This is a genomic window from Pseudomonas sp. B21-012 (assembly GCF_024749305.1).
GTDB lineage: Bacteria > Pseudomonadota > Gammaproteobacteria > Pseudomonadales > Pseudomonadaceae > Aquipseudomonas.
This window is the reverse complement of sequence record NZ_CP087197.1, coordinates 5,204,835-5,217,403: the sequence shown is the minus strand read 5'-3', so window position 1 is coordinate 5,217,403 and position 12,569 is coordinate 5,204,835. Positions and strand designations below refer to the sequence as shown.

At 63.7% G+C, this 12,569-nt stretch carries 14 protein-coding genes; 11 read left to right on the top strand and 3 right to left on the bottom strand.

Annotated elements, in window-relative coordinates; genetic code table 11:
• Positions 1–31: 31 nt before the first annotated feature.
• Positions 32–487: a MaoC family dehydratase gene (locus LOY37_RS23920; protein ID WP_045199890.1), complete on the bottom strand. Its 456-nt coding sequence runs from the start codon at positions 485–487 to the stop codon at positions 32–34.
• A 158-nt stretch (positions 488–645) separates the two neighbouring features.
• Between LOY37_RS23920 and LOY37_RS23915 the strand changes: the two genes are divergently transcribed.
• The 3 genes from LOY37_RS23915 to LOY37_RS23905 are packed head-to-tail and all read left to right on the top strand — an operon-like array spanning position 646 to position 2,321.
• Positions 646–1,008 (top strand): CidA/LrgA family protein, encoded by a 363-nt coding sequence (locus tag LOY37_RS23915; protein ID WP_045199889.1) that lies wholly within the window; start codon positions 646–648, stop codon positions 1,006–1,008.
• Positions 1,005–1,721, top strand: a complete 717-nt coding sequence (locus LOY37_RS23910) for an LrgB family protein (protein ID WP_045199887.1) — start codon at positions 1,005–1,007, stop codon at positions 1,719–1,721. Before LOY37_RS23915 ends, LOY37_RS23910 begins: the two co-directional genes overlap by 4 nt.
• 9 nt (positions 1,722–1,730) lie before the next feature.
• Positions 1,731–2,321: an LON peptidase substrate-binding domain-containing protein gene (locus LOY37_RS23905; protein ID WP_093379175.1), complete on the top strand. Its 591-nt coding sequence runs from the start codon at positions 1,731–1,733 to the stop codon at positions 2,319–2,321.
• Positions 2,322–2,325: 4 nt separating this feature from the next.
• Here the strand turns inward: LOY37_RS23905 and LOY37_RS23900 are convergent, their stop codons facing one another.
• Together LOY37_RS23900 and LOY37_RS23895 are read right to left on the bottom strand one after the other, a co-directional pair.
• Positions 2,326–3,642, bottom strand: a complete 1,317-nt coding sequence (locus LOY37_RS23900) for a bifunctional DedA family/phosphatase PAP2 family protein (RefSeq protein WP_258715864.1) — start codon at positions 3,640–3,642, stop codon at positions 2,326–2,328.
• Between the two features lie 4 nt (positions 3,643–3,646).
• Entirely contained in the window at positions 3,647–4,339 is a 693-nt protein-coding gene (locus LOY37_RS23895; RefSeq protein WP_258608174.1) for a DNA-3-methyladenine glycosylase, read from the bottom strand.
• Positions 4,340–4,523: 184 nt separating this feature from the next.
• On the opposite strand from LOY37_RS23895, the gene LOY37_RS23890 reads away from it, so the two are divergent.
• Genes LOY37_RS23890 through LOY37_RS23855 form a run of 8 tightly spaced genes read left to right on the top strand, consistent with a single transcriptional unit; the run spans position 4,524 to position 12,511 of the window.
• Complete coding sequence (locus tag LOY37_RS23890; RefSeq protein WP_258715863.1) at positions 4,524–5,795, top strand: glutamate-5-semialdehyde dehydrogenase; 1,272 nt, start codon at positions 4,524–4,526, stop codon at positions 5,793–5,795.
• Between the two features lie 37 nt (positions 5,796–5,832).
• Entirely contained in the window at positions 5,833–6,483 is a 651-nt protein-coding gene (gene nadD, locus LOY37_RS23885) for a nicotinate-nucleotide adenylyltransferase (RefSeq protein ID WP_258717223.1), read from the top strand.
• Positions 6,484–6,528: 45 nt separating this feature from the next.
• Positions 6,529–6,954, top strand: a complete 426-nt coding sequence (gene rsfS, locus LOY37_RS23880) for a ribosome silencing factor (protein ID WP_045199877.1) — start codon at positions 6,529–6,531, stop codon at positions 6,952–6,954.
• Positions 6,955–6,963: 9 nt separating this feature from the next.
• Entirely contained in the window at positions 6,964–7,431 is a 468-nt protein-coding gene (gene rlmH, locus LOY37_RS23875; RefSeq protein ID WP_045199875.1) for a 23S rRNA (pseudouridine(1915)-N(3))-methyltransferase RlmH, read from the top strand.
• Between the two features lie 16 nt (positions 7,432–7,447).
• Entirely contained in the window at positions 7,448–9,337 is a 1,890-nt protein-coding gene (gene mrdA / locus LOY37_RS23870) for a penicillin-binding protein 2 (RefSeq protein ID WP_045199872.1), read from the top strand.
• A 38-nt stretch (positions 9,338–9,375) separates the two neighbouring features.
• Positions 9,376–10,479 (top strand): rod shape-determining protein RodA, encoded by a 1,104-nt coding sequence (rodA, locus tag LOY37_RS23865; protein ID WP_045200058.1) that lies wholly within the window; start codon positions 9,376–9,378, stop codon positions 10,477–10,479.
• 17 nt (positions 10,480–10,496) lie between these two features.
• Complete coding sequence (gene mltB / locus LOY37_RS23860) at positions 10,497–11,507, top strand: lytic murein transglycosylase B (RefSeq protein ID WP_258715862.1); 1,011 nt, start codon at positions 10,497–10,499, stop codon at positions 11,505–11,507.
• Entirely contained in the window at positions 11,507–12,511 is a 1,005-nt protein-coding gene (locus LOY37_RS23855; RefSeq protein ID WP_258715861.1) for a septal ring lytic transglycosylase RlpA family protein, read from the top strand. Before mltB ends, LOY37_RS23855 begins: the two co-directional genes overlap by 1 nt.
• The last annotated feature ends 58 nt before the right edge of the window (positions 12,512–12,569 follow it).

Below are 12,569 nucleotides of genomic sequence, written 5' to 3'. Positions count from 1 at the left end.
GTCGCCAGGACGGTTTCACCCAGTGCCTGGCTCAGATGAAGCAGAGCGACAGCGGTTCGGCGATGTAGGCAGGTTTTTCCTGGCCTTCGATTTCCAGGGTGGCGGTGACCTTGAGCAGCCACTGTCCGGGTTTCTTCTCGGTCACCTCGGCCAGATCGACCTTGAGCCGCACCTTGCTGTCGACTTTCACCGGCTGGATGAAACGCACGCTGTCCAGGCCATAGTTGACGGCCATTTTCAGGCCTTCAGGCACAACCAGAATGCCTTCCATCAACTTGGGGATCAGCGACAGGGTGAGAAAACCGTGAGCGATGGTGCTGCCAAATGGCGTTTTTGCCGCCTTGTCCGGGTCGACATGGATGAACTGAAAGTCGCCGGTCGCCTCGGCAAACAGGTTGATGCGCTGTTGATCGATGGTCAGCCATTCGGAACGTCCCAGTTCCTTTCCAACGTACTGCGAAAGCTCTGCAACAGGTACATAGGGCATTGTGACTCTCCAGATTGTCTTTGGTTTTGTTATGACTTCGGCAGATTCGAAAGTCTAAGATCAGCACGCCTGCAGGAAGTGGTCAAGTCGGCGAAGATCGGCTTATAGCCCGGTCGTTAGCGTGCTTATAATGGCCGCCAGGCCTCAAGGAGATGCTTATGCTGTTGCGTGGTTTGACCTGGCTGGTGCTGTTCCAGTTGCTTGGAACGGCGATCAATCACCTGGTGGTGCCGATCCTCCCCGGGCCGATCATCGGCCTGCTGTTGCTGCTGGTGTACCTGATGCTGCGTGGCGAGGTGGGCGCGCCCCTGAGCGAGGCGGCCAACAGCCTGCTGCGCTACTTGCCACTGCTGCTGGTGCCGCCGGCGGTGGGGGTAATGGTCTATGCCGCGGATATCGCCGCCGACTTCTGGGCCATCGTCGGCGCCCTGGTGCTGTCGGCGCTGCTCACCCTGGTGTTCGTCGGCGTGCTGATGCACAAGCTGATGGCCCGCCAGGGCAGCCATGAGGAGCAGCCATGAGCCTGGACTGGAGCGGCGCCGTCAACGCCGTCATTCACCATCCGCTGTTTGGCATCGGCATCACCCTGGGCGCCTACCAGCTGGTGCTGGCGGCCTACGAGAAAACCCGCTGGATCTTCCTGCAGCCGGTGCTGGTGTCGATGCTGGTAGTCATTGGCGTACTGCTGGGCTGTGGCCTGACTTACAGCGAATATCGCAAAAGCACCGAGATCATGAACATCCTCCTGGGCCCGGCGACCGTGGCCCTGGCGGTGCCGCTCTATCTCAACCTGCGGCGCATTCGCCAGCTGTTCTGGCCGACCTTTACTACGCTGGTAATCGGAGGAGTGTTCGCCACCGGCGCCTGCCTGTTGCTGGGCTGGTGGTTTGGCGCCGAGCACATGATCCTGATGACCATGGCGCCAAAATCGGTGACCTCGCCGATTGCCATGCTGGTGGCCGAGCAGATTGGCGGTGTGGCTGCGCTGGCAGCGGTGTTCGTGTTGATCACCGGGGTGATCGGGGCGATTTTCGGCCCGGCGCTGCTGTCGCGTTGTGGTGTGCACAGCCCTGAAGCGCGCGGCATGGCTTTAGGCGTGACTGCGCATGCGGTTGGTACTTCGGTAGCGCTGCAGGAAAGTGAAGAATGCGGGGCCTTCGCGGCCCTGGCGATGAGCCTGATGGGGGTTGCCACGGCGGTATTCCTGCCACTGGCGGTTAGCCTGGTTGCTTGAGGAGTTGCAATGACGTTACCCCTGTTTCCGCTCAATACCGTGCTGTTCCCGGGCTGCTTTCTCGATCTGCAGATCTTCGAGGCGCGTTACCTGGACATGATTGGTCGCATCATGAAGCAGGGCGGCGGTTTTGGCGTGGTGTGCATCCTTGAGGGCGAGCAGGTTGGCGCTGCGCCCAGCGGTTTCTCGCAGGTTGGCTGCGAGGCGCTGATTCGCGATTTTCAGCAGCAGGACAACGGCCTGCTGGGGATTCGGGTCGAAGGCACCCGGCGCTTTCGTGTCGGGCCGTTCGAGGTGCAGAAGGACCAGTTGCTGGTCGCTGATGTGTCGTGGCTGCCGGAGCTTGCCGACGAGCCGCTGGAGGATGACCATCACGACTTGCTGGCGCTGCTGCAAGCCCTGGGCGAGCACCCGATGGTCGAGGCGCTGGGCATGCCGGTGACGGTCCAGGGCCAGCAGGCCCTGGCCAACCAGCTCGCCTACCTGCTGCCGTTCGTTGAAGAAGACAAACTCGACCTGCTGGCCATCGACTCACCGCACAAGCGCCTGGAGGCTATCCAGGCGCTGCTTGACCGGCTGCAAGGCGAGCTGTTCGCCTGATGCCTCAGTACTGGTAGCGCAGCAAGGCGTGCGGCAGCGAGTGCAGGGCGAAGAACGCCAGCAGGGCGACGCAGGCCGGCAGGATCAGCCACCAGACCCGTAGCGGCAGGGCGGTGAGCGGTTGCCGGTATTGGGTCAGGGTCAGGCTGGTAGCGCACACGCAGCAGGCGAGCATGGCGCCGGCGAGGATGTCGGTCGGCCAGTGCGCCCCCAGGTACACCCGTGACAGCGCGATCGACAGCGCCGGAATGCAGCCCAGCATGATCCAGGTCAGGCGCATGCGCGGCGGCTGCCCGCGCCCGGCCAGCACCGCCAGCACCAGGAAGAACGCAAACGACGCCGAGCTGTGGCCGCTGGGCATGCTGTAGGTGGTCAGCGGATCAGTGAGTACCTCCGGGCGCGCCCGGGCAAACAGCCACTTGAGGCTGCCATTGGCCAGGGCCGTGCCGATCAGGGTGCTGCCGGCGAAAATCGCCGGGCGCCACTGGCGGGCCAGCAATAACAGGCCGGTGAGCAGGCCGCCGAGGAAGAACTGGGTTCGGAAATCGCCGAGGCGGGTGATCAGCACCACCGTGCCGTCGATGGCGCGGCTGCGGTTCTCCTGGATCAGGGTCATCAGGCCCTGGTCGAACTGGGTCAGGTATGGCCAGCCGAGAAACAGCCCGGTCAGGGCCAGCAAGCTCATCCCGGCAATCAGCCGGGTGCCGCGGCGCATGCTGCGCAGGCTGCTGTTGATGCTCAGGCCGACCAGCACCGCCAGGCCGCCCATCACTACCCCAGCCTGTGGCCAGAAGCCTTCCGGCAACGGCAGGCGCATGGCCGCGCCGGTTGCCCAGCCCGGCAGCAGGTAAGCCACTGCCCAACCGGCCCCGGCCAGCAGGCTGACGGCGATAAAACGCGGCAGCGGCATGTCGAACATGCCGGCGACCATGGGCAGCATCGGCCGCAGCGGGCCGATGAAGCGCCCGACCAGCAGGCTGGCGATACCATAGCGCTGAAAGTAGGTTTCGGCGCTGCCGATCCATTCCGGATGGTGGCGCAGCAGCGGCAAGCGGCGGATGTTCTGGTGAAAGCGCCGGCCTAAGGTGTAGGAGATCGCGTCGCCGAGCAAACCACCGGCAAAGCCCAGCAACAGGGTTTCGCCCAGGCTCAACGCACCGCTGCCGGCCAGTACCGCGACGGCGAACAGCAAAACGGTGCCGGGGACGATAATCCCGGCAATCGCCAGGCATTCCACGCAGGCCACCAGAAAAATCGCTAATCCCAGCCACTGCGGGTTGGCGCTGAGCCAGGTGGTCAGGCTGTCGAGCCATGGGCCCATCGTGTCAGTTTCCTTGTGTCAGTAAAAAGTAGTCCCGGCCTTCGACTTGGCCCCGGCGCAGCGGGTTCCGTGTGCAATGGCGGGCAAAGTCGGCGTCGACGAAACGGTAGGGCAGATGTTCATCGCGGCCGTGGGGAATCCCCAAGCGGGTGGTCTGGATAATTTGTTTCACTTTGATACCGCAGTCCTCGACAAACAGCTGCTCGGGATCAAAGCGTTTGCCGTCCCAGTGCGGCACTTTCAGGCCCAGGGCCTTGCACAGCAGGGTCTGGCCGGCGCACAGGCGTTCGGGCGGGCGCGCCTGGCCGCTGGCGTCAGGGTTGTTCAGTTGCATCTGTGCCAGGCTGTTGTCATCCGACAAGGCATCGACGAAGGGGTAGGCCGATTTGATCAACACCGCATTGCCCGGCCCGTGGGCGCTGAAGTTCAGCGAGTCGCCGCCGCGGGCGTAATACATGTAGATGTGCCCGCCGTCGAGGAACAGCGCCCGGCGTTTTTCGGTGTAGCCGAGCGAAGCGTGGCTGCCCTTGTCGCTGAGGTAGTAGGCCTCTGTCTCGATAATCCGTGCCGCCAGCCAGTACGGGCCGTGGCGGTGGCGGATGACCTTGCCCAGCAGGGCCCTGGCCAATTCGCCAGCGTCGCGGTCGAAGAAGCTGTCGGGCAGGGCCTTGGGCGGGCAGGGGGCGGAGTCTGGCATGCGGGCAGGTTCGCGGGTGGACAGGTGGGCGATGATAGCAATTTCTGTCTTAACCAACCCTGAATGGCCATTATGAAGCGAGGGGCCGGCACTCTTTTCGACCATCCGCCTGTCACCGCTGGGCGTGGGGCCACACGACAGTTATAATCATCCGATTTTCCCCTTCGCCAAGACCACTGAGCCCATGACTGAGTCCGTTCTTGACTACATGACCCGCCTGGGTCGCGCTGCCCGCGCGGCGTCGCGCGTGATCGGCCGTGCCAGCACTGCGCAAAAGAACCGCGCCCTGCAAGCCGCCGCCAACGCCCTGGACGCTGCCCGCGCCGAGCTGACCGCCGCCAACGAACTGGACCTCGCTGCTGGCCGCGCCAATGGCCTGGAAGCGGCCATGCTCGAGCGCCTGGCGCTGACCCCGGCACGCATCGACGGCATGATCGTCGGGCTGCGCCAGGTGGCCAGCCTGCCGGACCCGGTCGGCGCGATCCGCGACATGAGCTACCGGCCATCGGGTATCCAGGTCGGCAAGATGCGCGTGCCGCTGGGGGTGATCGGCATCATTTACGAGTCGCGTCCGAACGTGACCATCGACGCTGCCAGCCTGTGCCTGAAGTCGGGCAACGCCACCATCCTGCGCGGCGGCTCCGAAGCCATCCACTCAAACCGTGCCATTGCCGCCTGCATCCAGCGCGGCCTGGCCGAGGCCGGCTTGCCGGCGGCGGTGGTGCAAGTGGTCGAAACCACCGATCGCGAAGCGGTCGGTGCGCTGATCAGCATGCCGGAGTTCGTCGACGTCATCGTGCCGCGTGGCGGCAAGGGCCTGATCGAGCGCATCAGCCGCGACGCGCGCGTGCCGGTGATCAAGCACCTCGATGGTATCTGCCACGTCTATGTGGCTGAGCACGCCGAGCTGGACAAGGCCCGGCGCATCGCCTTCAACGCCAAGACCTACCGCTACGGCATCTGCGGGGCGATGGAAACCCTGCTGGTCGATCAGTCGGTCGCGGCCGAGTTCCTGCCGGAAATGGCCCGACAATTTCGGGAAAAAGGCGTCGAATTGCGCGGTTGTGAGCGCACGCTGAAAATCATCGAGGCGCTGCCGGCGACCGAAGCGGACTGGAGCACCGAATACCTCGCGGCGATTCTGTCGATCCGCGTAGTGGACGGTCTGGACCAGGCCATCGAACACATCAATCGCTATGGCTCGCACCATACCGATTCGATCGTCACCGAACACCAGGCGCAGGCTCGCCAGTTCATGGCCGAGGTCGATTCGTCGTCGGTAATGATCAACACCCCGACCTGCTTTGCCGACGGTTTCGAGTACGGTCTGGGCGCGGAGATCGGGATTTCCACCGACAAGCTGCACGCCCGAGGCCCGGTTGGCCTGGAAGGCCTGACCTGCGAAAAATACGTGGTGATCGGCGACGGTCAGCTGCGCGGACAGGAGTCGCTCTGACTTGGCCGAGCGCAAACCGCTCGCCCCAGTCTCGACGATGGCGCCCGCCCGGCGCATCGGCGTGCTCGGCGGGACTTTCGACCCGGTGCACATCGGACACCTGCGCAGTGCGCTGGAGGTCGCCGAAGTGCTGGCGCTCGACGAGCTGCGGCTGATGCCCAACGCCCGCCCGCCGCACCGTGATACGCCGCAAGTGTCGGCCCAGGACCGGCTGGCGATGGTCCAGTGCGCGGTTCGGGGCGTGTCGACGCTGTCGGTCGATGCTCGCGAACTGGCCCGAGACAAGCCGTCGTACACCATCGAAACGCTGGAACTGATGCGTGCCGAAATGGCCGCCTCGGAGCAGCTGTTTCTGCTGCTGGGCTGGGACGCGTTCTGCGGCCTGCCCAGTTGGCACCGTTGGGAAGAATTGCTGCAACACTGTCACATCCTGGTGCTGCAACGCCCGGATGCCGACGTCGAACCGCCGGATGCCTTGCGCAACCTGCTGGCCGCACGTTCGGTCAGTGATCCGCAGGCCCTTGAAGGGCCTGCCGGGAATATTGCATTCGTCTGGCAGACGCCGCTTGCGGTGTCAGCCACGCAGATCCGACAGCTGCTGGCCAGCGGCAAGTCGGTGCGGTTTCTGGTGCCGGACGCAGTACTGGCCTACATCGATGCGCACAACCTTTACCGTGCGCCGAACTGAGGGTGCTGAGAAGCGCCTCAAACTATAGAGTTGAATGAGTTTTATATGACCAAGCAAAAACACAACGTCAGCGCCGAAGAGCTGGTCGAACTGACCAAGTCCGCCCTGGAAGACGTCAAGGCCCAGGACATCCAGGTTATCGACGTAAAAGAAAAGCACAGCCTGACCGACTACATGATCATCGCCACCGGTACCTCCAACCGCCAGATCAGCGCGATGCTGGAAAAGGTCCGTGAGCAGGTCAAGGCCAAGGGCGTTCAGCCACTGGGCGAAGAAGGCAAGGGCGACAGCGACTGGGTACTGCTGGACCTGAATGATGTCATCGTCCACATGATGACTGCCGCTGCCCGTCAGTTTTACGACCTTGAGCGTCTGTGGATGGGTGCCGAGCAGAGCCGTGCCGCCGATGGCAAGCACCACAGCCCGGAAAACACCCACGACTTTGCAGACAAGCTGAAAGATCGGGAATAAGGAAGGCTCGTGCGTCTGCGTCTGATCGCGGTCGGCTCGCGCATGCCCAAGTGGGTCGAGGACGGTTGGCATGAATATGCCAAGCGCCTGCCCGCGGAGCTGTCGCTGGAGCTGGTGGAAATACCGCTCAATACCCGGGGCAAGAATGCCGACGTCGCCCGCCTGATCCGTCAGGAGGGTGAGGCCATGCTTGCCAAGGTCCAGCCAGGGGAACGGATTGTCACCCTGGAGGTCCATGGCAAGCCCTGGAGTACCGAGCAACTAGCGGTCGAGCTGGACCGCTGGCGGCTGGATTCGCGTACCGTCAACTTCATGGTCGGCGGCCCCGAAGGGCTGGCGCCGGAAGTCTGTGCGCGGGCCGAGCAGCGCTGGTCGCTGTCGCCGCTGACACTGCCCCACCCGTTGGTAAGGATACTGATCGGCGAACAGCTGTACCGCGCCTGGACCGTATTGTCCGGGCACCCCTACCACAAATAAGCCTTAAGCCTTTTCAATGTCGCAGCCGATTCGCCTCAAGGATCACGAGAAAGACGCCCGTCTGGTGCGTAGCCGCGTCGTGGTCGGTGCAGTGGCGATCGTCCTGCTGATTTGCGTGTTGATCGCCCGCCTGTATTACCTGCAGGTGATCCAGTACGACTATCACTCGACCCTGTCGGAAAACAATCGGGTGCATGTGCAGCCGATTCCGCCGACTCGCGGGCTGATCTTCGACCGCAACGGGGTGATCGTCGCCGATAACCGGCCAAGCTTCAGCCTGACCATGACCCGTGAGCGCTCCGGCGACTGGCAGCAGGTACTCGATGTGATCGTCGAGGTGCTCGAGCTGACCCCGGACGACCGCACCCTGTTTGAAAAGCGCATGCGCCAGGGCCGCCGGCCGTTCGAGCCGGTGCCGATCCTGTTCGAGCTGACCGAAGAGCAGATCGCCCGCGTTGCGGTGAACCAGTTCCGCCTGCCCGGCGTTGAGGTGGTCGCCCAACTGGTGCGCCATTACCCGCAGGGAGCGCACTTCGCTCACTCGGTCGGTTATGTCGGGCGGATCAACGAGAAAGAGCTGAAGACCCTCGATCCGGTCAACTACAGCGGTACCCACCATATCGGCAAGACCGGCATCGAGCGCTTCTACGAGCCGGAACTGCACGGCCAGGTGGGTTACGAAGAGGTTGAGACCAACGCCCGTGGCCGGGTATTGCGGGTGCTCAAGCGCACCGACCCGATCCCCGGCAAAGACATCGTCCTGAGCCTCGACATCAAGCTGCAGGAAGCTGCCGAGGCCGCGCTGGGCGGGCGCCGCGGCGCCATTGTCGCACTCGACCCAAATACCGGCGAAGTACTGGCGATGGTCAGCCAGCCAAGCTTTGACCCCAACCCGTTCGTCACCGGCATCAGCTTCAAGGCCTATGCCGAGCTGCGCGATTCGATCGACCGACCGCTGTTCAACCGCGTGCTGCGTGGCCTGTACCCGCCGGGTTCGACCATCAAGCCGGCAGTGGCCATCGCCGGACTCGACAGTGGTGTGGTCACCGCCAGCAGCCGGGTGTTCGACCCGGGCTTCTACCAGTTGCCCAACTATGACCACAAATACCGCAACTGGAACCGCAGCGGCGACGGCTGGGTCGACCTCGACCTGGCGATCATGCGCTCCAACGACACCTACTTCTACGACCTGGCGCACAAGATGGGCATCGACCGTCTGTCCAGCTACATGAACAAGTTCGGCCTCGGGCAGAAAGTCTCCCTCGACATGTTCGAGGAGTCCGCCGGCCTGATGCCGACCCGCGAATGGAAGCGCGCCACCCGCCGTCAGGCCTGGTTCCCGGGCGAGACGCTGATCCTTGGTATCGGCCAGGGCTACATGCAGACCACGCCGTTGCAAATGGCCCAGGCTATTGCCCTGATCGCCAGCAAGGGCAAGTGGAACCGTCCGCACCTGGCCAAGACCATCGAAGGCCAGCCGCCGGTGGACGAGAACCCGATGGAAGACATCGTGTTGCGCGACAAGTCCGACTGGGCCAGGGTCACCCATGGCATGGAGCAGGTGATGCACAACGCCCGCGGTACTGCCCGCGCTGCCGCCGCCGGTGCCCAGTACCGGATTGCCGGCAAGAGTGGTACCGCCCAGGTAGTGGCGATCAAGCAGGGCGAGAAGTACGACCGCAACAAGGTTCAGGAGCGCCACCGCGACCACGCCCTGTTCGTCGGCTTCGCCCCGGCAGAGAACCCGAAGATCGTGGTCTCAGTGATGATCGAAAACGGCGAGGCGGGTGGCCGCGTCGCGGCGCCGGTGATGCGTCAGGTAATGGACGCCTGGTTGCTGGACGAGCATGGCCGGCTCAAATCCGAGTTCGCTCCCGCCACCGTCGTTCAGGAATCGGCCCAGTGAAGAACAATTTCGATCGCATGCTTTCCAGCGAGGACGTTATGCGTCGTCGCGCCAGCTTCCTGCAGCGCATCCATGTCGACGGCCCGTTACTGATCCTGCTGCTGACCCTGGCTGCTGGCAGCCTGTTCGTGCTCTATTCGGCCAGCGGCAAGAACTGGGACCTGCTGCTCAAGCAAGCCAGTTCGTTCGGCATCGGCCTGGTGTCGATGTTCGTCATTGCCCAGCTCGAACCACGTTTCATGGCGCGCTGGGTGCCCCTTGCCTATGTGGTCGGGGTGATCCTGCTGGTGGTGGTCGACGTCATGGGCCACAACGCCATGGGCGCCACGCGCTGGATCAACATTCCCGGGGTGATCCGCTTCCAGCCCTCGGAGTTCATGAAGATCATCATGCCGGCGACCATCGCCTGGTACCTGGCCAAGCGCTCGCTGCCGCCGCACCTGAAGCACGTGGTGATCAGCCTGATCCTGATCGGCCTGCCGTTCATCCTCATTGTGCGTCAGCCAGACCTGGGTACCGCCTTGCTGATCCTCGCCTCCGGCGCCTTCGTGCTGTTCATGGGCGGCCTGCGCTGGCGCTGGATCCTCAGCGTGGTGGCGGCGGCAGTGCCGGTGGCGGTGGCGATGTGGTTCTTCGTCATGCACGACTACCAGAAGCAGCGGGTACTGACCTTTCTCGACCCGGAAAGCGATCCGCTGGGCACCGGCTGGAACATCATCCAGTCGAAAGCGGCGATCGGCTCGGGCGGGGTGTTCGGCAAGGGCTGGCTGCTGGGCACCCAGTCGCACCTGGACTTTCTTCCGGAAAGCCACACCGACTTCATCATCGCCGTGCTCGGCGAGGAGTTCGGCCTGGTCGGTATCTGCGCGCTGCTTTTGATCTACCTGCTGCTGATCGGCCGCGGCCTGGTGATTACCGCCCAGGCCCAGACGCTCTACGGCAAGTTGCTGGCTGGCAGCCTGACCATGACCTTCTTTGTTTATGTGTTCGTCAATATCGGTATGGTCAGCGGCTTGTTGCCCGTGGTGGGGGTGCCGCTGCCCTTCATTAGTTATGGCGGAACTTCGTTGGTGACGCTGCTGTCAGCGTTTGGGGTTTTAATGTCGATCCATACGCATCGCAAATGGATTGCGCAGGTTTGAATAAGGTGAAGAATTACATGCAAGCAATGCGTGGCTGGGCGGCTCGTTGTGCGCCCTGGGTCGGCTTTCTGGGTTTGCTTGGCGGCGCGCAAGGCGCTGCTGCCGGCGACTACGACGGCTCGCCCCAGGTGGCCGAGTTCGTCGGCGAAATGACCCGCGACTACGGTTTTGCCGGTGAGCAGTTGATGGGGGTGTTTCGCGAGGTTCAGCGCAAGCAGTCGATCCTTGACGCGATCTCGCGCCCGGCTGAACGGGTAAAACCCTGGAAAGACTACCGGCCGATGTTCCTCACCGACGCCCGCGTCGCCCGCGGCGTTGACTTCTGGCGCCAGCATGAGGCCACCCTGGCCCGCGCCGAACAGGAATACGGCGTGCCGGCCCAGGTGATCGTCTCGATCATCGGCGTCGAAACCTTCTTTGGCCGCAACACCGGCAACTACCGGGTGATCGATGCGCTGTCGACCCTGGGCTTCGATTACCCGCCGCGCGCCGAATTCTTCCGCAAGGAACTGCGCGAGTACCTGTTGCTGGCCCGTGAAGAGCAGGTCGACCCGCTGACCCTCAAAGGCTCCTACGCCGGAGCCATGGGCCTGCCGCAGTTCATGCCGAGCAGCTTTCGCGCCTACGCCGTGGATTTTGACGGCGACGGCCACATCAACATCTGGAACAACCCGGACGATGCCATCGGCAGCGTTGCCAGCTACTTCCAGCGTCATGGCTGGGTAGCCGGCGAACAGGTGGTCAGTCGCGCCACGGTGCGTGGCGAACGCGTCGACGAGGGCCTGAGCCCGGGCATCGACGCGGTCAAGACGGTCGGGGAGTTGCGAGCACTGGGCTGGTCGAGTCATGATGCGCTGCGCGATGATCTGCCGGTCACCGCCTTCCGGCTCGAAGGTGACAACGGCCCGGAATACTGGCTGGGCCTGAAAAACTTCTACGCGATCACTCGCTATAACCGCAGCGTGATGTATGCCATGGCAGTGCATCAGCTCTCGGACCTGCTGGTTCAAGCACGGGGCGCCAAGTAATGCGCGTAATGTTCTCCGCTACATCGCTGAAAATGCTGGGTTGCGCCGCCCTGGGCCTGGTGCTGGTGAGCTGTTCGAGCAGCCGCCCGAGCACCTCCACCCAGGGTAATGCCAATGTCGTGCGGGCCAAGCCCGGCCTGGATATCAACCGGGCCCACAAGGACGGCGCGCCGTGGTGGGATGTCGACGTCTCGAAGATCCCCGACGCGACCCCGACCGTGCACACCGGTAACTACAAGGCCAACCCCTACACCGTGCTGGGCAAGACCTACTTCCCGATCCCGGATTCGCGCAACTACCGCGCCGAGGGCACGGCGTCGTGGTACGGCACCAAGTTCCACGGCCAGAACACCGCCAACGGCGAGGTCTATGACCTTTACGGCATGAGCGCGGCGCACAAGACCCTGCCGCTGCCGGCCTACGTCAAGGTCACCAACCTCGACAACCAGCGCAGCGTGATCCTGCGGGTCAACGACCGCGGGCCGTTCTATTCCGACCGCATCATCGACTTGTCTTACGCGGCGGCGAAGAAGCTCGGCTATGCCGAGACCGGCACCGCGCGGGTGCGCGTCGAAGGCATCGACCCGAAACAATGGTGGGCCCAGCGGGGCCAGCCGGCGCCGATGGTCCTCGACCAGCCGCAAGTGGCCCAGACCCAGGCGCTGCCGGCCAGCACCGGCACGGTCGAGCAATGGACGCCACCGCCGCAGCAGCACGCCGCTGCGGTCGTACCCCTGCAGGTCGCCAGCAACAATACGATGGCCAGCAATGGTCTTTACTTGCAGGTCGGCGCTTTTGCCAACCCCGATGCCGCCGAACTGCTGCGCTCCAAGCTCAGCAGCATGGTCAGCGCACCGGTGTTCATCAGTTCGATCGTGCGTAACCAGCAGACCCTGCACCGGGTCCGCCTGGGGCCGATCAACAGCCAGGGCGAGGCCCAGCAGATGCAGGACAGCGTGCGCCTGGCCAATCTGGGGCAGCCCAAAGTCGTCACGGCAGACTGATCGGGGGGACTGATCGGTTTGTCATGCAGCCGGGCGCAGCCGCCATGTACAATGGCGG